Source organism: Stenotrophomonas sp. PvP093 (assembly GCF_017876915.1).
Classification (GTDB): Bacteria; Pseudomonadota; Gammaproteobacteria; order Xanthomonadales; family Xanthomonadaceae; genus Stenotrophomonas; species Stenotrophomonas muris.
On record NZ_JAGIOX010000004.1, the window covers coordinates 2,289,856 to 2,308,404 of the forward strand.

Here is an 18,549-nt window from a genome sequence, read left to right on the forward strand (position 1 = left end):
CTGCAGGGGTTTCAATCCAACCGCTCGATCAGTACATCGCCGGTCCACGCGCGCACCTGCGCCGGGTCCAGCCGTCGCGCGTCGCCACTCTCCAGCCGGCTCATCGAGAACGCCGTGGCCAGTCGCGCACAACCGGCCAGGTCGGGGGAGGGCTCCAACAAGGCGGCGGCGATGCCGGCGACCATGGCGTCGCCGGCACCGACCGTACTGCCCTGCGCCAGTCGCGCCGGTCGTGCGACCAGGGCGCCGCTGCGATCAATGAACAGCGCGCCGTCGGCGCCCATCGAGATCGCTACGAGTGCAACTCCGCGTTCGACCAGGGCCCGGCCCGCGGCGCGCAGGGCGCTGCGATCCAGCAGCGGCGTGCCGGCCCAGGCCTCCAGTTCATGGCGGTTGGGCTTGACCGCGTAGGGCAGTGCACCCTGTGCACCACTCAACGCGGCGGCAAGCGCGTCGCCACTGGTATCCAGCAGTACGCGCGCGCCGGCGGCGCGCACCTGCGCCTGCAGTCGGGCCCATGCATCGGCTTGCAGCCCGGACGGAAGGCTGCCGGACAGCACCACCGGCAGCTGCGGCTGGAGCAGTGCGTCGAGTCGGCGCGATACCGCGTCCAGATCGGCGTCACACAGTGACAGGCCGGGCAGGTTGATGTCGGTGGTCTCGCCGTTGGCGTCTTCCACCAGCTTGATGTTGGTGCGGGTACGGCCCGGAATGCGCAGACACGCGTCTGCGATGCCCCGATCGGAAAACAGTGCGCTGAACACGCCGTCGTTGCCATCGCCGAGCACGCCCAGCGCAGTGGTCGGCACGCCCCAGTCTGCCAGGCAGGCGGCCACGTTGATGCCTTTGCCGCCGGCATCGTCGCGGGAACTGCGGGCGCGATGCACGTGACCCGGTTGCAGGTTCGCCAGCCGCACGGTCTGGTCGATTGCCGGGTTCAGGGTAATGGTGACGGCGCGGGAACTCATGCGCGCGCTCCATCGAGCGCACGCACCTGCTCGGCGGTTTCGCAGTCCAGCGCCGTCGCAGCCAGCGTTCGCAGATCGGCCAGCGCGCTGCCACGCAGGCGTGCTTTCACGGCTGGGATGTCGTTCGGGGTCATCGACAGTTCGTCCACGCCCAGGCCGGCCAACAGCAGTGCGCCGAACGGATCGCCGGCCAGCCCGCCACAGACGCCCACCCAGCGCCCATGCAGTCGTGCGCCTTCCACCGTGGCGCGGATCGCGCGCAGCACGGCCGGATGCAGGCTGTCGGCCTCGGCGGCCAGTTCCGGATTCTGGCGGTCGATCGCCAGCACGTACTGGGTCAGGTCGTTGGTACCGATCGAGAAGAAGTCGGCGTGGCGGGCCAGCACATCGCTCTGCGCCGCAGCGGCCGGCACTTCGATCATGATGCCGATCGGTACCCCGGGCGCCTGCAGTGCTGCGCGCTGGCGCTCGCAGATGGCGCGCAGTGCGACCAGCTCGCTCACCGAGGTGATCATCGGGAACATGATGGACAGGCGCGCGCCGTCTTTCGCCGCGCGGTACAGCGCACGCAGCTGCGGTTCCAGCAGGTCCGGCCGGCGCAGCAGCAGGCGCGCGCCGCGCACGCCCAGGAACGGGTTTTCTTCATGCGGCAGCTCCAGGTGCGCCACCTGCTTGTCGCCACCGATATCGAGCGCACGCACGATCAGTGGGCGGCCGCCGAGTGCCTTGGCCATCGCCACATACGTGGTGTACTGCTCATCCTCGCTGGGCGTACTGCCACGTTCAAGGAACAGGAATTCGGTGCGCATCAGGCCGACGCCTTCCGCGCCTTGCTCCAGTGCCAGCGGCACCTGCTCGGGCAGGTTGACGTTGGCGCCGATGTCGATGCGGTGGCCGTCCGGCGTCTGTGCCGGCTGCGCGCGTTGCGCCGCTTCACGCTCGCGGATCTGCTGCTGTTCGGCGATCCACGCGCGCGCCGAGGCGAGGTCGGCCTCGGACGGAGACAGGTAGAGCCGCCCACTGCTGCCGTCGATGATCGCCTCGCGACCGGCGCTGATCGCGAGCAGCTCGCCCCCCCCGGCGACCAGCGCCGGCAGGCCGAGGGTGCGCGAGAGGATGGCGGTGTGCGAGGTCGGCCCGCCCTGCGCGGTGGCCAGGCCAATCACGCGGGTAGTGTCGAGGTTGGCCGTGTCGGACGGCGACAGGTCCGCCGCGATCAGGATGCACGGGTGCGCGGGCAGGTCGGCCAGGCCGCCACCGGCGGCCGACGGATCAAGCTGCGCCAGCACTCGGCGGCCAACGTCACGCAGGTCGGCGGCGCGCCCGGCCAGCACCGGGTTGCCCAGCGCGGCCAGGCCCGAGGCGATGTGTTCGATGGCCTGGTGCCAGGACCATGCGACGCCATGGCCTTCGACCATCAGCTGGCAGGTACGGGTAATCAGGTCGGTGTCGTCCAACAGCGCGGCATGGGCCTTGAAGATGGCGGCGTCCGAGGCGCCGAGCCGGCGCTGGGTGTCATCCTGCAGCGCGGCCAACTGCTGGCGGGTACGTGCGAGCGCCTCCTGCAGACGCGCCCCGCCTTCGCCGAGCGGGGCCGGGCGATCGGCGACCTCGGCCTGCGTGCTGGCCAATACATGCACCGGGCCGATTGCCAGCCCAGGGCTGGCACCGATGCCGACGATGGCAGCCTGTGCCTCGGGCGGATTCCAGCCTGCCACCGGCGTGGCCTTGCGTTGTGCTGCGCGTTCGGCGTCGGCCTTTTCCTGTGCCACCAGGTCCTCCATGACCCTGCGCAGCGCGGTCAGCAGGGCAGGGGCATCCGCCCCCTCGGCAGACACGCTGACGGCATCGCCATGACGCAGGCCAAGTTGCAGCAGCGCGACCAGACTCTTGGCGTCCGCTGCCTGGTCGCCGGCACGCACCTGGGCGCGGGCCGCAAAGCGGCGCGCCGTCTCTGCCCAGCGCGTGGCCGGGCGCGCGTGCAGGCCGCTGGGGTAGGCAATGGTCCAGTCAAAGCGCTCGGCCAGATCGGTGGCCGGTACCTGGGCGGTCGTGATCGCAATGTCGCCGGTCAGCGCGTTGACGATCTCACCCGCATCGGTGGTCGCAAACAGGCGCTGCAGCGTTGCCTCATCCTGGATCAGCCGGGTCAGGCGGCGCAGCAGGGTAATGTGGGTATCGGACTGGGCAGCGATGCCAACCACCAGGCGGGTGACCTGCCCCGGATTCCATTCCACGCCTTCCGGCAACTGCAGCACGGCAATGCCATCGCGGCGCACCAGATGGCGGTCCTCGCCAAGCCCGTGCGGGATTGCCACGCCATGGCCAAGGAAGGTGTTGGCCAGCGCTTCGCGCCGTCCCATGCTGGCCTCGTACCCCGGCGCCACGCAGCCGGCCGCGACCAGCATCTGCGCGACCTGGGCGATCGCATCGGTCTTGTCCTGCGCCCGCGCGTCCAGGCGGATCAGTTCCCGGCTGACGGGGGAGGGGAAGTTCTGGGGCGACAAAGGGCGGCTCCGGCAAAAGGATGGCTGGGCATATTGGGAACGTTCCCACCGCCTATTTCAATGTGCACTGCACAAAATGCCAATAGTTCTTTGGCGTTAGCATTCTCCTGAACAGCCGCCGGGCCATGGCAGGCGCACTTTTCCGGGAACGTTTCCAATGAGTATCAGCATCAATGACGTCGCGCGTGTAGCGGGGGTATCCAAGTCCACCGTGTCGCGGGTGCTCGGGGGCGGCCCGGTCAGCGAAGAGGTTCGCGGCCGGGTCGAGGTGGCGATCCGCCAGACCGGCTATCGGCCGAACCTGCAGGCAAGGCGGCTGCGCTCCCGGCACACCGGCATCATCGGGTTGATCGTTGCGGATATCCGCAACCCGTTCTTCACTGCGCTTATCCGTGCGGTGGAGGAGGTCGCCTATCGCGAAGGCCTGCGCGTCACGCTCTGCAACACCGACGAAGACCCCGAGCGCGAGGCGCTGTACCTGCAGTTGATGCACGAGGAGCGCATCAGTGGACTGATCTTTGCGCCCACACGGACCACGGTGGGGCGGCTGGAACGGCTCACGCTGGACTTCCCGACGGTACTGGTGGACCGCGCCGCGGCCAGCGGGTCGATCGACAGCGTGGTGCTGGACAATCCCGCGGCGATGGGCGCCCTGGTCGAGCATCTCGTCGAGCGTGGCTATCGCCGCATCGGCGGCCTGTTCGGCAGCACCAGCACCACGGCGGCCGAGCGCCGCGACGGCTATCTTGCTGCGATGCGCACGCACGGATTGGAGCCGGATTACCGTGAAGTCGAGCCAACGGCCGAGGCCGCCATCGCAACGGTCGACCAATGGCTGGCCGGCCCTTCGCGTCCCGACGCGCTGGTCACCAGCAACAGCCTGCTGCTCATGGGTGCATTGAAGGCGGCACGCAGCGCCGGTCTCGCCATTCCAGGAGAGCTGGCGCTGGCAGGGTTCGACAACGAGCGCTGGACCGAGCTGGTCGAACCTGGCATTACCGTGGTCGAGCAGCCGGTTGAAGACATGGGGCGCGCTGCGATGTCGCTGTTGCTGGAACGCCTGCGCATGCCGGAGCTGCCCGTGCGCAGGCTGGTGATGACGGGAAGGTGCGTGGTGAGAGGGTCGACGGCTGGGCGATAGTCCGGCACCGGCCTGCGGCAGCCGCCAGATGTTGGCGGGTCATGCGTTGTCTGCTACAAGCCAACTGTACGCAGACACAGTGGAGGATCGCCTTGTCAGAGCCCTATTCAGCACTGCTCCGCCTGAAGATTTCCCACCACGATCTTTCCAGATGGCTGGCAGCGCCCGTGCCTTCATCATCCCGTTGGTCCGACTGGCGAGGCATCTCCGGGCAGTGGCGCATGGAAAACGGCCAATACGACGTATTCTGGAAGCCTCTACGATCTCATCGCGTTTCTCGGCCAGCTTGATCGGCTTTGACCTCTGCCGCGTGGCATCCATGAAAGCAACAGCCAGGGCCCCGAAATGAAAGGACATCACACTCCCAACGCGCGCCACCGCATGCCTCGGCTCCTCGCACTTGGCCTCTGTGCGCTGGCTGGGTCCGCCGTGGCCGGAACAACGCAGCCGGCACGGACCTGGCTTGTCAGCGGCACGGAACTCATCACCCTCCTGCAGGGGAAAGGCGATGACGGGTTCTGCGACGGTGAACAGTGCCGGATCCTGTCCAGCGCTCGCGCCAGCGGCTATATCCTGGGCGTCGCCGATGCCAGCCGCGGACAGTGGTGCGGGCAGGGCCAGATCCTTCCGCATGAACTGGTCGACCATGTGTCTTCCCATCTCCGGCAACTGCCCCGCGAGCGATTGCAGCAGGATGCGTCGCCACTGGTTGTCGAAGGGCTGCGCACGGCGTTTCCCTGTGGTCGCGGCACACCACGTGGCAACAGTGCCGAGCCCGGCAATGACCAATGAAGCACGCCGCGCCCGCTTGGCGACGATGCGGACGTCCTACACCCTCGCAACACGGTGCATTCACGGCCACCGACATTCGCGCTCGCCACACTGCATGTTCCTTCCACAGCACAAGGTGCCCCATGGCTACCTGTGATGTCTGCGGCAACAACTACGACAAGAGCTTTACCCTGCAGCAGGGCGGGCGCAGCGGCACGTTCGATTCGTTCGAGTGCGCGATCCACGCATTCGCACCCCGCTGCGCACACTGCAAATGCGCCGTCATTGGGCATGGCGTTGAAGGAAATGGCCAGATCTTCTGCTGTGCACATTGCGCCGGTCATGCCGGCGTACAGGGGATAGCCGACCGGGCCTGAGCTGCCTTCAGCGCCCTCCTGCTTCCTGCCCAGAGACAAGCGAAGAATGCCGCGCGATCCGGGCTGCACCCGAATCAGCCAGCAGCGCCAGTGCGCGCCGCTTCCGGGATGGCAGCCCCGCCACGACCTCCGGTGCCAGCACGACGTCGAACTCTCTGGCGTTGGCATCCAGCGCGGTGGCCAGAACGCACGAATCGGCCGTCATGCCACTCAGGCACAGGCGGCGCACGCCCAATTTGGCCAGCAGAATCGGCAAGGGACTGGCCAGGAACGCCGAGTGCTTGGGCTTGAGCACGAAGTAATGACCGGGCAAGGGCGAGAGAAGGCTGGCAATTCGCCCCGCCGGACCGCCGTCGCGCCGGCACTGTTCCACCTGCTGGCGGAAATCGCGCTTCCAATCCGAGAAATTGTCATTGGCGTAGATGACCGGCCACCCGCGTTCGTCGAAGTGATCCCTCAGGCGCCGGATCTGCCGGGCCGCCCGCTCTGCCGCGGGCGCCAGCTCCTGCGCGCCCGGGAAATCGAAACGGCTGAACATGTCGATGATCAGCAAGGCCGTCGACCGATCATCTGCCATGGTTCAATCTCCTGTCTGGGTATGCGGCGCCTCGACCGGCTTGGACTGCGGCGAATCTTTCTGGCGCAGGAAGATCGTCAGCACCACCAGAGACAGCACGGCCAGGAACTCGCTTTGCCAGTTCTGCATGGATTCGAACCAGAATGTGCTGCTGGCGAGGTGCTCCACAAAGCCTGGCGGCGGCAATCCCTTCAACAGCTGTTCGGCCTCCTCGGCGCGCCAGCTCCCCAATGCATGCAGCGTAAAACTGCACAGGAACAACAGCCCGAACGCAATCGCCAGCGAGTGACCGTAAAGAACCTTCCACAGGCCACCGCGCCTGAATGGCCAGGGCGTGCGGCCGGGTTCGATGCGATTCTGTTCCTGCCCAGGGTCCAGCGGCCGCGATTCGGCCGAACCGCGCTGGCGCAGGCTGACCGTCAGCAGAACGTACATCCCCATCTGCAGGAACTCGCTCTCCCAGTTCTCGAACGTAGCGCTGACGAAGTGCCCGGTAGCCAGGTAGTGGCAGAAATCGATCGGCACGCGTCCGTGCTCGACCAGTTCCTGGTTGTGCACGTGATGCCCCGCAACTGCCTGCCCCACAATGAACACCAACGTGAGCGCAAGCAGCACCAGTGAGAGACCGTTGTGTCTCCACATGCAAGACCTCGTTGAGGCTGCTCCAAAGACCGTCCATGAAGCTTGCGTGGGCAAAGGGCCATGCCTCGTGATTGCTGCGCATCCGGGATGTGAGGCGGACTCAACGCTTTCCCGTCGGATCGGGATCAGGGCGCTCGTAGTCCTCCGGTACCGCCTTGGGGCCGTCGCCGTCGTCGGGCATGTCGTGCTCCTTCCATCTGGCTCGGTCGTTGCGCCGTTTGTCCGGCGTGTGCGCCTTTGACTGATCGTCCACATGCGTCGTTGGATTGAAGGGCAGTTTGTCGTTCATGGGCAGCTCCTGCGGCGAGAGAGTGAAGCCTGCACCGCGCCGGGTTAACGCCACGACGCTGCAGAATGAACGCCGCGCACACCGGGATGTCACTGCAGCCGGATGGCGGCCTTGCGATGCTGAAGGCCCGAGCTCCTGGAGCAGCACGATGCAGGCATTGACCTATCACGGCCGCAGGGATGTGCGCGTCGAGACTGTGCCCGACCCGGTACTGGCGGCGGATGACGATCTGATACTGCGGGTGACCGCCACCGCCATCTGCGGTTCGGACCTGCACCTCTACCGCGGCAAGATTCCTGATCTGCACGATGGCGATGTACTGGGCCACGAATTCATGGGCGTGGTGGAAGAGGTCGGCAGCGGCGTGACCCAGGTGAAGCCGGGCGATCGCGTGGTGATTCCCTTCGTGATCGCCTGTGGTGAGTGTTTCCACTGCAGGCTGGCCGAATATGCCGCATGCGAGACCACCAATCCTGGCAAGGGCGCCGCGCTGAACCAGAAAGGGCTGCTGCCTCCAGCTGCTTTGTTCGGATACAGCCATCTGTATGGCGGCGTAGCCGGTGGCCAAGCCGAATTCGTACGCGTGCCGAAGGCCAACGTGGGCCCGTTGCGCATTCCGGAAGGCGTGGCCGATGAGCAGGTGCTGTTCCTGTCTGACATTCTCCCGACCGGCTATCAGGCCGCGCTGAACGCGGGTGTGAAGCCCGGCTCGACGGTGGCCATCTTCGGCGCCGGTCCGGTTGGGCTGATGAGCGCGGCCTGTTGCCGGCTGCTGGGAGCAGAGACCATCTTCATGGTCGACCACCTTCGTTACCGCCTGGACTATGCACGCCGTGCTTACGGCGTGACCCCCATCGACTTCAAGGAGATCGAAGACCCGGCCGATTACATCCTTGCCCAGACCAGTGGGCGGGGCGTAGACGCCTGCATCGAGGCCGTAGGCTTCGAGGCCGAGGGCAGTGCGCTGGAGTCAGCGTTGACCGCTGTAAAGCTGGAAGGCAGCAGTGGCGTGGCGATACGGCAATGCATCGCGGCAACGCGCCGTGGCGGCGTGGTCAGCATTCCAGGCGTCTATGCCGGCTTCATCCATGGTTTTCTGCTGGGTGATGCGTTCGACAAAGGTCTGACATTCAAGATGGGCCAGACCCATGTGCAGGGACTGATGCCGGAACTGCTCGACGCAATCATGGAAGGAAAGCTGGATCCGGGTGACATCATCTCGCACCGGATGCGCCTGGCTGACGCTGCGCAGGGCTACGCGATATTCGATGCCAAGGATGACGACTGCCGCAAGATCGTGCTGACACCCTGAGCATGCTGCCATGAGCGCGATTGCCGCCGGTGTCTACGCACTGTGGCTGGCTGCCGGCTGGCTGGACTTCCATTTTCACCGGCGGACCGACCTTCCACACACCTCTGCGATGCGCGAAAGCCTGTTGCATGGGGTGCAGTTGCTGCTGATCGGAAGCGGGGTGCTCGCATGGCTCCTGCTGGAAAACACGCTGTCGCTCGTCACGTTTCTGGCACTTCTGGTCCTCGCGCACGCAATCGCCGGCTACTTCGACACCGTCAGCGCGGACGGCAGACGACGCATCAGCCCGGCAGAGCAGCATGTGCACAGCGTGCTCGATGCCGCGCCGTGGGTCCTGCTGGGCTGGGTGGGCTGGCAGGTCCACCCCCGGTGGTCGCTCGAAGTGAAGCCTGCAGCACCGGGCGTCTGGTGGCTGGTCCTGCTGCCGGCGCTGGGCGTGGTCGTGCTGGCATGGTTGTGGGAGCTGCTGCAGTGCCTGCGCGCACGACGGCAGCGCCGGCAAGCGAGCGCGTGAGGATCATCGCGCAGAGAATTCATGCGCCGGCTACGCCTCCCAGACAGTGATGTGACCGCTTGCCGCCTACGTTCGACATGTCTCTCCATTTCAGGCCCCTTCATGCAGCATGTGACGCCGCCATCCCCGCTGGAGAGCCGCGCTCGCGAGGTAGTGGTCCAGCGGCCCGACCTGCCATTGCCCGGAAGCGGCCTCACGCTGCGGCGGTGGCAGGCGCTGGCGGCATGGGGGGCGGAAGACCTGTGCCTGGCCAAAGTGCTTGAGGCGCACTACGACGCCCAAGCGATCATTGCCGAACTGAACGCGCCCGCCCTGGCTGAAGGCCAGCTACTGGCGGTCTGGGCCGCGGAAGGTCCAGCCAACACACTCCGCTTCGATGTTCACGGTCAGCTCCATGGTGACAAGCCCTGGTGTTCCGGCAGCGCGTGGGTGGATGCGGCATTGGTAACCGTCCGCAACGCGCAGGGCGTGTGGCTGTGCCAGGTCGCGGCGAAACACTGGCGCACGCTTGCAGATGAGCCCTGGCCGGCCGTTGGCATGGCCGGCGTTCCGTCCACCACGGTGCGGTTCGACGGCGCACCGATGGCGCTTCTGGGAACGCGCGATGAGTACCTGCAGCGACCGGGTTTCTGGCACGGCGGTGCGGGCATCGCGGCAGTCTGGTTCGGCGCGGCGGCCGCCTTGGCCGAGCGCATGCGGCCAGCCTGCAGCGAGGGGAATCGCGCGCGATTACTGGGTGAAGTGGACCTCGCCTTGGGCCCGGCGGCGGCGCTGCTTCGCGAAGTGGCGGCGCGCATCGACGCCGCGCCGGAATCGGCGCATCGCGAAGAGGTCGTGCGCCTGCGCTGCGTGGTCGAGCGCGCGGCGACGCGTGTCCTGGATCTGGCGGGGCGCGCACTGGGCCCGGCGCCGATGTGCCTGGAGGATGCCCACGCCCGTCGCTGCGCGGACCTGACCGTGTTCCTTCGGCAGAACCACGCAGATCGCGATTGGGAATGGCTGGGCGGCCAGCGGGCGAGCCAGGAGGCGACATGGGCGCTGTAGCCAGGACACCCCTGCAGGGGGAAGGAACGCAGGAGCAGGCATGGCTGCGCTGCGATTGGCTGTGGCAGCGGCCGGCAACATCGGCCAATGCCCTGTGCGCCGGCCATGATCGCGTCGTGGTGGTCGCACCCCATCCAGACGACGAGATCCTCGGCTGTGGTGGACTGCTCCGTCACGCTGCGGAGCAGGGCATGGAGGTACGCGTCGTCGCCGTGACCGATGGCGAAGCGTGCTATCCGGACGAGCACTGGTGGACGCCAGAACGCCTGCGCTCGGCGCGACGCGCCGAGCTTGCCGCAGCGCTGGGCGAACTCGGTATCCGGCCTGGATCCGCGTTTCATCTCGGCATCGCCGACGGCGCGGTCAGTGCGCACGAACAGGGCCTGGAAGACTGGCTGCAGCAGCACCTCCAGCCGAGCGACCTGGTCCTGGCACCCTGGCGCTTTGATGGGCATCCCGATCATGAAGCCGCAGGGCGTGCTGCCTGCAGGGCGGTGCGGGCAGTGGGCTGCCGACGCCTGGAGTACCCGGTGTGGGGCTGGCACTGGCTTGACCCCGCCTGCGCACATATGGCGTGGGAGGTTCCCAGGCTGATCGACATTTCAGCAGTGGCTGCCGCAAAACGAAACGCCATCGCGCACTTCCGGACCCAGACCGGCGAGGTGCCGGAACTGAACAGCCCGCCGGTGCTGCCCGCACATGTACTGACCCGATTCTTCCGGAACTACGAGGTATTCCTGGCATGAGCGCGCAACCGTACTTCGATGAACTGCATGAGCAGGAGGATCCCTTCGGCTATCGCAGCCGGTGGTATGAAGAACGCAAGCGTGCGCTGCTGCTGGCCAGCCTGAGCCAGCGCCAGTTCACTCGGGGCTGGGAGCTGGGATGCTCCAACGGCGTGCTGACCGAGGCCTTGGCCGCCCGCTGCGAGCGCCTGCTGGCCACCGACATCAGCCCACGCGCAGCGTTCCGGGCCCGCCGCAATCTGGCCCACCTGCCGCATGTGCAGGTCCATTGCGCCAGCCATCCCGAGCAATGGCCGCCGGGCCGCTTCGACCTGATCGTCTGCGGGGAAATGGGCTACTACCTGGGTGCAGCAGCGCTGCACGAGCTGCGCGCCGGCATCGATTCGGCCCTTCGCGACGACGGACTGCTGGTCGCCTGCCATTGGTTGCCTTCGTTCCATGGGCGCGCAAGTCGCACCGACGTCGTGCATCGGTGCCTTGGCCAAGGCCTGCACGAAGCCTTCCACTATCGTGATGCGGACTTCGTGCTGCAGGGCTGGACGCGCAGCGCACTATCGCTGGCCCGCAACGAGGGCCTGCGATGATCGGCATCCTGGTTCCGGCCCATGACGAGGCAGCCAGCGTGGAGCGCTGCCTGCAATCGATCCGAAGGGCAGCCCTGCATCCCGGGCTGCACGGCGAAGCAGTGCAGGTGGTGGTTGCACTGGACAGCTGCTCGGATGCCACCGCGTCCATCTGCCAGCAGCAGCGGGTCGATACGGTGCGCCTGGAAGCACGCTGCGTCGGCGTTGCCAGGGCAGCGGCCGCCGCTGAGCTGCTCGGACGCGGTGCGAGATGGCTGGCGAGCACCGATGCCGACAGCGAGGTACCTCCCGAATGGCTGGTTGCCCAGCTTGAGGGCCGGTGCGACGCCTTCTGCGGACTGGTGGACATAGCAACCACCTCCAGGACGGAGAAGCGCCTGCGACGCGCGTTCCAGAAACGGCAGCAGTGGGGCGACGATCATGGGCGCATCCACGGTGCCAATTTCGGCGTCTCCGCCCAGGCCTATCTGGCGGCAGGGGGATTTGCTCCCCTGCGCTGTGGAGAGGATGTTGCACTGGTGAGGAGGCTGCAACGCCTCGGCGCTGACGTAAGGTGGGCCGGCGCTCCCATCGTCATGACCAGTGCCCGCCTGGTGGGACGCGCGACCGGAGGGTTCTCGGCCTACCTGGCCGGAATGGAGGGTGCGCGCCCCGCCACGGCGGCAGATCGGCGGATGGCGGTACCTGGAAGCGCCTCGGAAACCACGCTGAATTGAGCATGATGTGATGTTTTCCCGGCTGGCGTTTACGGTTTCGCCACGATGCCCGTCCTAGAGTGAAGCGCTGGGAAGCAGGAGTGGCACCATGCCGAATCGAGCCATCGTCTACGTCAGCGAGGCCGTCAGTGGATTCTCGCCGGGACGTCTGAAAGCGCTGATGGACGATGCCGCGCGCTTCAATCGGGGCGCAGGGGTGACCGGGGTGCTGCTGTTCGACGGCGAACGCTTCCTGCAGTACATGGAGGGCCCTGCCGATGGACTGGATGTGGCCTTCTCCCGTGTCGCCGGCGCCAGCAGTCACATCCACCTGATCGAACTTGCGCGGGGGCGTGTCGGCCAGCGGCGGCTGCCGTTCTGGGCCATGCGTTGCCTGTCCGTCACTGCAGATGAGCTGCGCGAGATCGCCTGTGCCGACTGGACCAGCTTCATCCAGCGGGCAGCGACCGGACAGGCCGATGCCACGGCGATGGACAAGCTGCTGCTGATTGTCGAGCCCTACGCAAAGGCCGCCTGAGCCGGATACCTGTTACTGCAGTGTGCCGCAGGGGAGAGGATGGAGCGAGGCAGGTTGTGAACCGCCTCATTTGGCTCTACGGCAAGGGCAGCATCATGGAAGGGCAGGACACTTCCTGCGTCAGAAGGAATCAACGTGCCCCTCCGCGCAATCGCTTACGCAAGTGAGGCGATACCGGGGCTTTCCATGGACCAATTGGACGACCTCGCCAGGGCCGCTGCCCACTTCAACTTCGAAGCAGGCGTGACGGGTGTGCTTCTTTACGATGGGCACCGCTTCCTCCAGTACATCGAGGGACCGGAAGACAGCATCAACGTGGTGTACAGCCGCATCCTCGGTGCCCGCAGCCATTGCGAACTGCTTGAGCTGGGCCGGGGCAGGGTGTCCGGCCGGTTCTTTCCCTATTGGTCGATGCGGCTGCTCTGGACCGACCCTGCCGACATCCGCAGCGTCGCTCGTGGCAACTGGAGCGGGCTCTCCCGCGGTGCTGCGCTGCGCCAGCTGGGGCAGGTGGTAGCCCCACACCTGCCGTAATCCCGGCGTCTGCCGCTCAATGCGTGGCAGGGGGCGCGCAGGCGTCTCCCACGACCTGCTGGACGGCTTCCTGCAACTGGTCGATGTGGAACGGCTTGGCCACGAAGGTTGCGCGGCGGTGGCGCAGCGGCACCAGCTGGTCATAGACGGCAGACACGAACAGGTAGGGAATGCCGAGTTCCGCCAGCCGATCGGCCACCGGGAACACCACGCCATCGCGGAGCTCCACATCCAGAACCGCGCCATCGAAACGTTGCGTATCCAGCAGCCCCAGCGCATCGAACACGCTGTAGGCGTGGGTCACCCGGCCGCCGCCGTCTTCCAGCGCCTGTTCCATCAGTGCAGCCAGGTCGAGCTGGTCTTCAACCAGCAGCAGGTTGCACCTGCGCTGGTCCATTTCCGATTGCATGCGCGCATGCCTGTGTTGCCTTGGGAACTGCAGTGTGTGCTGTATTGCATCAACGGCGCGCGTGGGCCGTGTCAGCCCAGCGCGAAGCCGCCCCGCGCAGGTGGTCCATGCCGTCGATGCGGCGTGGAAGGCGGTGCGCCTTTTTTGACGGCGCGTTGGCGGCGGCCATGGATACTGCCGCCGTCCCCCAGCACTGGAGCCATGACCATGCCTCGATCCGCCACCGACCCCACCGCCCCCTGCGCATTGCGCGTGGAGTGCATGTCCCTGGATTGCGGCGGCGCTGCGATCGTCGTGGAGCTGGATCGCACCCCCGAACGGGCATGGATGAAGTCGCTCAAGCGCGCCCTGCAGGAGGATGACGTGCTGGAGGGTGCCCAGGCCAAGTTCGATGGCCGCTTTGTCTACGTCGTGGGCGTGGAAGGGGGCGCGCACCGTGCGCAGCACCGGGTGATCCAGGCGTTGAAGGCGTCCGCAGGCGCGCGCGCACCCGCAGCAAGCCCCCGTCGCGACGCCGGCAGCGCTGTAGTGTCCGGCGCAATGCCCGCCTGAGTTCGCGGCAGGCGTTGCCACGCAACAGCGGATGTTATGACCGCATCAGCGCCAGGTGCAGCGCGCACGCCCGCCGGCTCACGCCGGCCGACGGGGCAGTGATTGCTGCCTCGCCACCATGGTCTCCGGAGGCATGTCGCCCCACTACCGGAGACCATGATGGCAAACCAGAACACCGTCCGCAGCGAGCGCCTGCTGAAATGGCTGCAGGATGCCTACGCCATGGAGCAGGAGGCGGAGACCATGATGAAGGCCATGGCTTCGCGCATCCAGAACTATCCCCATCTTGCCGCACGCATCGGCCAGCACGTGCTGGAGACGCAGCAGCAGGCCGCCTCCGTGCGCGAGTGCATTGAAGCGCTCGGCGGAAGCGTGCCCACCGCCAAGGGGCTGTTCGCGAGCATGACCGCAGCGATCCACGCTGCCGGCAACACCCTGATGGAGGACGAGGTCGTCAAGAGCATCGGCATCTCCTTTGGCTTCGAGAACACCGAAATCGCCACCTACCGGGCGCTGGTGATCGCGGCCGAGCGGGCCGCCGCGCCGGATATCGCGGCCGTGTGCGGCCAGATCCTGCAGGAAGAGATCGCCATGGCGCGCTGGCTGGAAGAGCACCAGGACAGCCTGGTCGGCGCCTTCCTCAACCGTGACGAAACGCCTGGCGCCCAAGCCAAGCGTTGATCCCGGTCCCGCCTGCCATACCCAGGAGACAGTCCCATGTTCTTTCACCACAAGAAGCTGATGTACACCGTGCGCGTGCGCGAATCCAACCCGCAGCTTGCCAGCCTCATGCTGGAACAGTTTGGCGGCCCCCAAGGCGAACTGGCGGCTGCAATGCGTTACTTCACCCAGGGACTCGGTGAATGCGATCCGGGCCGCAAGGACCTGCTGATGGACATTGCCACCGAAGAGATCAGCCACCTGGAGATCATCGGCACCATCATCGCCATGCTCAACCGCGGCCCGAAGGCCGTCCAGTCCGAGGGTCTTGCCGAAGCCGAGGACATGCGGCTGCTGGGCCAGAACAGCACCAGCCATACCGAACAGATCCTGTATGGGGGCGGCCCGGCGCTGGTCAATTCCAGCGGGGTGCCGTGGACGGCGGCCTACGTCGATTCGATCGGGGAGCCCACCGCCGACCTGCGCTCGAACATCGCCGCCGAAGCCCGCGCCAAGCTGGTCTACGAACGACTGATCACGGTGACCGATGATCCAGGCATCAAGGACGCACTGCGCTTCCTGATGACGCGCGAAATCGCCCACCAGAAGTCCTTCGAAAAGGCATTGCACAGCATCCAGCCCAACTTCCCGCCGGGCAAGCAGCCGGGTGACCCCGCCTTTACCGACCTGTACATGGACATGTCGCAGGGCGACGGCGCCGATGACCTGCTGGGCAGCTGGAACAGCGGCGAGCTGTGGGAGCGGGTCAGCGACCGCGAGGCCCAGGCCGCTGTGGACGGCGGTGACGGCAGCGCCACGGTGGGCCTGGACCCACGCGAGCAGGCGGCGGTGCAGGCCATGACCCTGCGAACGCTTTCCGATCCCGAAGCACGGCCGACAACCGCTGCCGAACTGGGCGCCGGGCCGGGCGCCGGTGCGCTCGACCTGCCGCCACGGGAGCCTTGACGCGGGACAGGCCGGGCGGGCGTCCGCCCCACGTTTCGCGTGAAAAAAAGTGGGCGGACACGCTGTCCGCCCACATGGGGTGCAACCGGTCAGTCTCGATCAACGCTGCTGGCCACCGCGGTTGTTGTTGCCGCCACGCTCCTGCTGTTGCTGACGAGCGCCCTGGTTGCCACCCTGGTTGCCGCCGCCATGGCTGTTCTGGCCGCCTTCGCGGCCGATGTCGGCCATGTGCTGGCGATCCTGGCTCACCGCTTCGCCGCCCTTGCGACCGGCTTCGCGCGCTTCTTCAGAGCTGAATTCATGGGCGTTGCCCGACTCATGCGCGGCGCGGCCGCCCTTGGCGGCGATCTCGCGCTGCTTGTCTTCGTCCATCGAAGCGAAGCCGCGGTTGCTGCTGCCCTGGTTCTGGTTCTGGTTCTGGTTGGCCATGGAAAGTCTCCTTGGAGTGAGCCGCCCGATTGGCGGCAGCGACCATCTTCCAGATCCGCCGCTAGACGGCGGTGGCACCACCGCCAACGTGATGTCATGCGCAGGCACGCGCTTCCTCATGCATTCTCCACGAAAGCAAATCCATCGGCGGAAGACACGGCATGCCGGTCGTGGTGCTCGAGCCGGGTGTCAACGCAGCGCGGCGTTGGCACGTACAGGTTCAACGCCGCCTCCACGCCGGTGTCACCGCGCGTTTGATCCGCACCGCTAAGGTAGAGCCATCTGCAACAACCCGGTGCTGTCATGCCTCTTCGTGCCATTGCATATGTAAGTGAAGCCACCCGAAACCTGACTGCAGAACGGCTGCAGCAGCTTGTCGCGGACGCGATGCTGTTCAACGAGTCGGTTGATGTGACCGGCGTCCTCCTGTTCGACGGCACGCGCTTCCTGCAATATCTCGAAGGCCCGGAGTCCGGTGTCAGCGCGGCGTACACCCGCATCCTGGCGGCCGGCAGCCACAACGGTCTGGTCGAACTCAACCGGGGCAGGGTGGGGCGGCGGCAGTTCCCGCACTGGCGCATGCACAGCGTGCGCGTGGATGAGCTGGCGCTGGGAAAGATCGCGATCTCCGACTGGACCGGCTTCGTGCGCAGCGCCTCCGCGCTCGCTCCTGGCACCAGTGCGCTTGATCGACTGCAATCGGTGGCGCAGGCGCCGCCAAGCGCCGGCGATGGCCGGTTGCTGGAGCCGGACGGACCGGTAGCACGATGAGCGCAGGCGCCGCCCCGGGCACGCCAGGACATGTACGGATCGGCTGCGCAGGCTGGTCGCTGTCGCGCGCGGCGCAGGCGGCGTTCGGCGCAGGCGACAGCGTACTGCAGCGCTATGCCACCCGCCTGCCGATGGTCGAGATCAATTCCTCGTTCTACCGCCCCCACCAGGCGGCGACCTACGCCCGGTGGGCGGCGAGCGTGCCTGCGGGTTTCCGCTTCGCGGTGAAACTGCCGCGCGTGATCAGCCATGAACGCCGGCTGCGCGACGCGATGCAGCCGCTGGCGCTGTTCCTTGATGGCGTGATCGCGCTGGGGGACAGGCTGGGGCCGCTGCTGCTCCAGCTGCCGCCCAGCCTGGCGTATGAGCCGGCAACCGTAAAGGCATTCCTGCACGGACTGCGCGCACGCACCTCGGTTGATGTCGCCTGCGAACCGCGCCACCCCAGTTGGTTCACTGCAGACGTCGATACGCTGCTGAGCGACCATGGCATCGCACGGGTCGCGGCTGACCCGGCCCGGGTACCGGCAGCAGCTGTCCCGGGCGGTGACCGCACGTGGAGCTACTGGCGCTGGCACGGGCAGCCGCAGATCTATCGCAGCCCCTACAGCGAACAGGCGCTGGCGGGGCTGGCCCAGCACCTGCAGCGTGAAGCCGCTGCGCAGCGCCGCGCCTGGTGCGTACTGGACAACACCGCGCTGGGCCACGCGACCGGCAACGCCCTGCACCTGCAGGCACTGCTGCAGGAGAACGCGCATGCCTGAGGGCCCGTCCATTGTCCTGCTGCGCGAAGCCGCCAGCCGCTTCAAGGGTCACGTCGTGCGCGGCGTCTCCGGCAACAGCCGCATCGACCTGTCACCGCTGCAGGGACGCAGGGTCAAGGCCGTTCGCAGCTGGGGCAAGCACGTCCTGCTGGAGTTCAGCCACCACACGCTGCGCATCCATCTGATGATGTTCGGCAGCTGGCGCATCGACGAACGGAAGCCAGCTCCTGCACGGGTGTCGCTGGCATTCGACAACGGGGAACTGAATTTCTATGCGTGTTCCGTCCGGCTGATCGACCAGCCGTTGGACGACGTCTACGACTGGCGGGCGGACGTGATGAACGACGCCTGGGATCCAAAGCTGGCCCGGCGCAAGCTGAAGGCACTGCCGGACACCCTGGTCTGTGATGCGCTTCTGGACCAGACGATCTTCGCCGGCGTCGGCAATATCATCAAGAATGAGGTGCTGTTCCGCATCCGCGTGCATCCAGCCACGCGACTGGGCGACCTGCCACCGCGCAAGCTCACCGCCCTGATCAACCAGGCCCGTGCCTACAGCTTCGACTTCCTGGAATGGAAACGGCGCTTCGAATTGAAGAAGCACTGGCAGGTGCATACGCGCAAGGTGTGCCCGCTCTGCGGTGGCCCGGTCAGCAAGCTATACATGGGTACGACGCGGCGACGCACGTTCTTCTGCCCAAACGATCAGGTGCTCTACCCACCCTGAGGCCGCCTTCCATGGCGGCCGAGGGGCATGCG

Annotated in this window: 24 protein-coding genes; 17 read left to right on the plus strand and 7 right to left on the minus strand. The window is 66.7% G+C overall.

Features of this window, described 5'->3' with window-relative positions:
• Window positions 1–11 precede the first annotated feature (11 nt).
• On the minus strand, window positions 12–968 hold the full coding sequence (locus tag J3A72_RS13085; protein WP_032955983.1) for a 1-phosphofructokinase family hexose kinase: 957 nt from the start codon (window positions 966–968) through the stop codon (window positions 12–14).
• The gene (gene ptsP / locus J3A72_RS13090; protein WP_075076919.1) at window positions 965–3,475 is read right to left on the minus strand and encodes a phosphoenolpyruvate--protein phosphotransferase; all 2,511 of its coding nucleotides are present in this window, start codon (window positions 3,473–3,475) and stop codon (window positions 965–967) included. Before ptsP ends, J3A72_RS13085 begins: the two co-directional genes overlap by 4 nt.
• 157 nt (window positions 3,476–3,632) lie before the next feature.
• On the opposite strand from ptsP, the gene J3A72_RS13095 reads away from it, so the two are divergent.
• The 3 genes from J3A72_RS13095 (at window position 3,633) to J3A72_RS13105 (ending at window position 5,764) form a co-directional block, all read left to right on the plus strand.
• Window positions 3,633–4,616, plus strand: coding sequence for a LacI family DNA-binding transcriptional regulator (locus J3A72_RS13095; protein WP_014647193.1), 984 nt, complete (start codon window positions 3,633–3,635; stop codon window positions 4,614–4,616).
• Between the two features lie 345 nt (window positions 4,617–4,961).
• Window positions 4,962–5,408, plus strand: coding sequence for a Rap1a/Tai family immunity protein (locus J3A72_RS13100; RefSeq protein WP_230374602.1), 447 nt, complete (start codon window positions 4,962–4,964; stop codon window positions 5,406–5,408).
• Window positions 5,409–5,530: 122 nt separating this feature from the next.
• Complete coding sequence (locus tag J3A72_RS13105) at window positions 5,531–5,764, plus strand: hypothetical protein (RefSeq protein WP_014647190.1); 234 nt, start codon at window positions 5,531–5,533, stop codon at window positions 5,762–5,764.
• 7 nt (window positions 5,765–5,771) lie between these two features.
• Here the strand turns inward: J3A72_RS13105 and J3A72_RS13110 are convergent, their stop codons facing one another.
• The 3 genes from J3A72_RS13110 to J3A72_RS13120 form a co-directional block, all read right to left on the minus strand.
• On the minus strand, window positions 5,772–6,341 hold the full coding sequence (locus tag J3A72_RS13110) for a cysteine hydrolase (RefSeq protein WP_075076917.1): 570 nt from the start codon (window positions 6,339–6,341) through the stop codon (window positions 5,772–5,774).
• Between the two features lie 3 nt (window positions 6,342–6,344).
• On the minus strand, window positions 6,345–6,983 hold the full coding sequence (locus J3A72_RS13115; RefSeq protein ID WP_075076916.1) for a DUF6766 family protein: 639 nt from the start codon (window positions 6,981–6,983) through the stop codon (window positions 6,345–6,347).
• Between the two features lie 100 nt (window positions 6,984–7,083).
• Window positions 7,084–7,272: a hypothetical protein gene (locus tag J3A72_RS13120; protein WP_075076915.1), complete on the minus strand. Its 189-nt coding sequence runs from the start codon at window positions 7,270–7,272 to the stop codon at window positions 7,084–7,086.
• Window positions 7,273–7,420: 148 nt separating this feature from the next.
• On the opposite strand from J3A72_RS13120, the gene J3A72_RS13125 reads away from it, so the two are divergent.
• The 8 genes from J3A72_RS13125 to J3A72_RS13160 all read left to right on the plus strand — a co-directional run bounded on the left by J3A72_RS13125 (window position 7,421) and on the right by J3A72_RS13160 (window position 13,239).
• On the plus strand, window positions 7,421–8,584 hold the full coding sequence (locus tag J3A72_RS13125) for a zinc-dependent alcohol dehydrogenase (protein ID WP_075076914.1): 1,164 nt from the start codon (window positions 7,421–7,423) through the stop codon (window positions 8,582–8,584).
• Window positions 8,585–8,594: 10 nt separating this feature from the next.
• Window positions 8,595–9,098, plus strand: coding sequence for a hypothetical protein (locus J3A72_RS13130; RefSeq protein ID WP_075076913.1), 504 nt, complete (start codon window positions 8,595–8,597; stop codon window positions 9,096–9,098).
• 102 nt (window positions 9,099–9,200) lie between these two features.
• The gene (locus J3A72_RS13135; protein ID WP_075076912.1) at window positions 9,201–10,142 is read left to right on the plus strand and encodes an acyl-CoA dehydrogenase; all 942 of its coding nucleotides are present in this window, start codon (window positions 9,201–9,203) and stop codon (window positions 10,140–10,142) included.
• Window positions 10,130–10,888: a PIG-L family deacetylase gene (locus J3A72_RS13140; protein ID WP_014647183.1), complete on the plus strand. Its 759-nt coding sequence runs from the start codon at window positions 10,130–10,132 to the stop codon at window positions 10,886–10,888. Before J3A72_RS13135 ends, J3A72_RS13140 begins: the two co-directional genes overlap by 13 nt.
• Window positions 10,885–11,472 (plus strand): SAM-dependent methyltransferase, encoded by a 588-nt coding sequence (locus J3A72_RS13145; RefSeq protein WP_046430711.1) that lies wholly within the window; start codon window positions 10,885–10,887, stop codon window positions 11,470–11,472. Before J3A72_RS13140 ends, J3A72_RS13145 begins: the two co-directional genes overlap by 4 nt.
• Window positions 11,469–12,188: a glycosyltransferase gene (locus tag J3A72_RS13150; RefSeq protein WP_075076911.1), complete on the plus strand. Its 720-nt coding sequence runs from the start codon at window positions 11,469–11,471 to the stop codon at window positions 12,186–12,188. The genes J3A72_RS13145 and J3A72_RS13150 overlap by 4 nt, the downstream gene beginning before the upstream one ends.
• An 88-nt stretch (window positions 12,189–12,276) precedes the next feature.
• Window positions 12,277–12,705, plus strand: coding sequence for a BLUF domain-containing protein (locus tag J3A72_RS13155; RefSeq protein WP_075076910.1), 429 nt, complete (start codon window positions 12,277–12,279; stop codon window positions 12,703–12,705).
• 135 nt (window positions 12,706–12,840) lie between these two features.
• Window positions 12,841–13,239 (plus strand): BLUF domain-containing protein, encoded by a 399-nt coding sequence (locus tag J3A72_RS13160; protein ID WP_075076909.1) that lies wholly within the window; start codon window positions 12,841–12,843, stop codon window positions 13,237–13,239.
• 16 nt (window positions 13,240–13,255) lie between these two features.
• On the opposite strand, the gene J3A72_RS13165 is transcribed toward J3A72_RS13160, so the two are convergent.
• Complete coding sequence (locus tag J3A72_RS13165) at window positions 13,256–13,636, minus strand: response regulator (RefSeq protein WP_229653767.1); 381 nt, start codon at window positions 13,634–13,636, stop codon at window positions 13,256–13,258.
• 219 nt (window positions 13,637–13,855) lie between these two features.
• On the opposite strand from J3A72_RS13165, the gene J3A72_RS13170 reads away from it, so the two are divergent.
• The 3 genes from J3A72_RS13170 to J3A72_RS13180 all read left to right on the plus strand — a co-directional run bounded on the left by J3A72_RS13170 (window position 13,856) and on the right by J3A72_RS13180 (window position 15,826).
• Complete coding sequence (locus J3A72_RS13170) at window positions 13,856–14,200, plus strand: hypothetical protein (protein WP_100450505.1); 345 nt, start codon at window positions 13,856–13,858, stop codon at window positions 14,198–14,200.
• A gap of 159 nt (window positions 14,201–14,359) precedes the next feature.
• Entirely contained in the window at window positions 14,360–14,881 is a 522-nt protein-coding gene (locus J3A72_RS13175; RefSeq protein WP_075076908.1) for a ferritin-like domain-containing protein, read from the plus strand.
• Window positions 14,882–14,917: 36 nt separating this feature from the next.
• Window positions 14,918–15,826, plus strand: a complete 909-nt coding sequence (locus tag J3A72_RS13180; RefSeq protein ID WP_075076907.1) for a manganese catalase family protein — start codon at window positions 14,918–14,920, stop codon at window positions 15,824–15,826.
• A gap of 99 nt (window positions 15,827–15,925) precedes the next feature.
• Here the strand turns inward: J3A72_RS13180 and J3A72_RS13185 are convergent, their stop codons facing one another.
• Entirely contained in the window at window positions 15,926–16,255 is a 330-nt protein-coding gene (locus J3A72_RS13185) for a KGG domain-containing protein (protein ID WP_075076906.1), read from the minus strand.
• A gap of 303 nt (window positions 16,256–16,558) precedes the next feature.
• On the opposite strand from J3A72_RS13185, the gene J3A72_RS13190 reads away from it, so the two are divergent.
• Genes J3A72_RS13190 through J3A72_RS13200 form a run of 3 tightly spaced genes read left to right on the plus strand, consistent with a single transcriptional unit; the run spans window position 16,559 to window position 18,517 of the window.
• Window positions 16,559–17,026 carry a BLUF domain-containing protein gene (locus J3A72_RS13190; protein WP_075076905.1) on the plus strand — a complete coding sequence of 156 codons (468 nt, stop codon included), beginning with the start codon at window positions 16,559–16,561 and terminating at the stop codon, window positions 17,024–17,026.
• Entirely contained in the window at window positions 17,023–17,790 is a 768-nt protein-coding gene (locus J3A72_RS13195; RefSeq protein ID WP_046430677.1) for a DUF72 domain-containing protein, read from the plus strand. The genes J3A72_RS13190 and J3A72_RS13195 overlap by 4 nt, the downstream gene beginning before the upstream one ends.
• Complete coding sequence (locus J3A72_RS13200; RefSeq protein ID WP_075076904.1) at window positions 17,783–18,517, plus strand: DNA-formamidopyrimidine glycosylase family protein; 735 nt, start codon at window positions 17,783–17,785, stop codon at window positions 18,515–18,517. Before J3A72_RS13195 ends, J3A72_RS13200 begins: the two co-directional genes overlap by 8 nt.
• The last annotated feature ends 32 nt before the right edge of the window (window positions 18,518–18,549 follow it).

Excerpts from the sequence above, each read along its gene's own strand:
- J3A72_RS13085 (WP_032955983.1), bottom strand. The coding sequence starts at position 968 with ATGAGTTCCCGCGCCGTCACCATTACCCTGAACCCGGCAATCGACCAG.
- J3A72_RS13095 (WP_014647193.1), top strand. The coding sequence starts at position 3,633 with ATGAGTATCAGCATCAATGACGTCGCGCGTGTAGCGGGGGTATCCAAG.
- J3A72_RS13100 (WP_230374602.1), top strand. The coding sequence starts at position 4,962 with ATGAAAGGACATCACACTCCCAACGCGCGCCACCGCATGCCTCGGCTC.
- J3A72_RS13105 (WP_014647190.1), top strand. The coding sequence starts at position 5,531 with ATGGCTACCTGTGATGTCTGCGGCAACAACTACGACAAGAGCTTTACC.
- J3A72_RS13110 (WP_075076917.1), bottom strand. The coding sequence starts at position 6,341 with ATGGCAGATGATCGGTCGACGGCCTTGCTGATCATCGACATGTTCAGC.
- J3A72_RS13115 (WP_075076916.1), bottom strand. The coding sequence starts at position 6,983 with ATGTGGAGACACAACGGTCTCTCACTGGTGCTGCTTGCGCTCACGTTG.
- J3A72_RS13120 (WP_075076915.1), bottom strand. The coding sequence starts at position 7,272 with ATGAACGACAAACTGCCCTTCAATCCAACGACGCATGTGGACGATCAG.
- J3A72_RS13125 (WP_075076914.1), top strand. The coding sequence starts at position 7,421 with ATGCAGGCATTGACCTATCACGGCCGCAGGGATGTGCGCGTCGAGACT.
- J3A72_RS13130 (WP_075076913.1), top strand. The coding sequence starts at position 8,595 with ATGAGCGCGATTGCCGCCGGTGTCTACGCACTGTGGCTGGCTGCCGGC.
- J3A72_RS13135 (WP_075076912.1), top strand. The coding sequence starts at position 9,201 with ATGCAGCATGTGACGCCGCCATCCCCGCTGGAGAGCCGCGCTCGCGAG.
- J3A72_RS13140 (WP_014647183.1), top strand. The coding sequence starts at position 10,130 with ATGGGCGCTGTAGCCAGGACACCCCTGCAGGGGGAAGGAACGCAGGAG.
- J3A72_RS13145 (WP_046430711.1), top strand. The coding sequence starts at position 10,885 with ATGAGCGCGCAACCGTACTTCGATGAACTGCATGAGCAGGAGGATCCC.
- J3A72_RS13150 (WP_075076911.1), top strand. The coding sequence starts at position 11,469 with ATGATCGGCATCCTGGTTCCGGCCCATGACGAGGCAGCCAGCGTGGAG.
- J3A72_RS13155 (WP_075076910.1), top strand. The coding sequence starts at position 12,277 with ATGCCGAATCGAGCCATCGTCTACGTCAGCGAGGCCGTCAGTGGATTC.
- J3A72_RS13165 (WP_229653767.1), bottom strand. The coding sequence starts at position 13,636 with ATGGACCAGCGCAGGTGCAACCTGCTGCTGGTTGAAGACCAGCTCGAC.
- J3A72_RS13170 (WP_100450505.1), top strand. The coding sequence starts at position 13,856 with ATGCCTCGATCCGCCACCGACCCCACCGCCCCCTGCGCATTGCGCGTG.
- J3A72_RS13175 (WP_075076908.1), top strand. The coding sequence starts at position 14,360 with ATGGCAAACCAGAACACCGTCCGCAGCGAGCGCCTGCTGAAATGGCTG.
- J3A72_RS13180 (WP_075076907.1), top strand. The coding sequence starts at position 14,918 with ATGTTCTTTCACCACAAGAAGCTGATGTACACCGTGCGCGTGCGCGAA.
- J3A72_RS13185 (WP_075076906.1), bottom strand. The coding sequence starts at position 16,255 with ATGGCCAACCAGAACCAGAACCAGAACCAGGGCAGCAGCAACCGCGGC.
- J3A72_RS13190 (WP_075076905.1), top strand. The coding sequence starts at position 16,559 with ATGCCTCTTCGTGCCATTGCATATGTAAGTGAAGCCACCCGAAACCTG.
- J3A72_RS13195 (WP_046430677.1), top strand. The coding sequence starts at position 17,023 with ATGAGCGCAGGCGCCGCCCCGGGCACGCCAGGACATGTACGGATCGGC.
- J3A72_RS13200 (WP_075076904.1), top strand. The coding sequence starts at position 17,783 with ATGCCTGAGGGCCCGTCCATTGTCCTGCTGCGCGAAGCCGCCAGCCGC.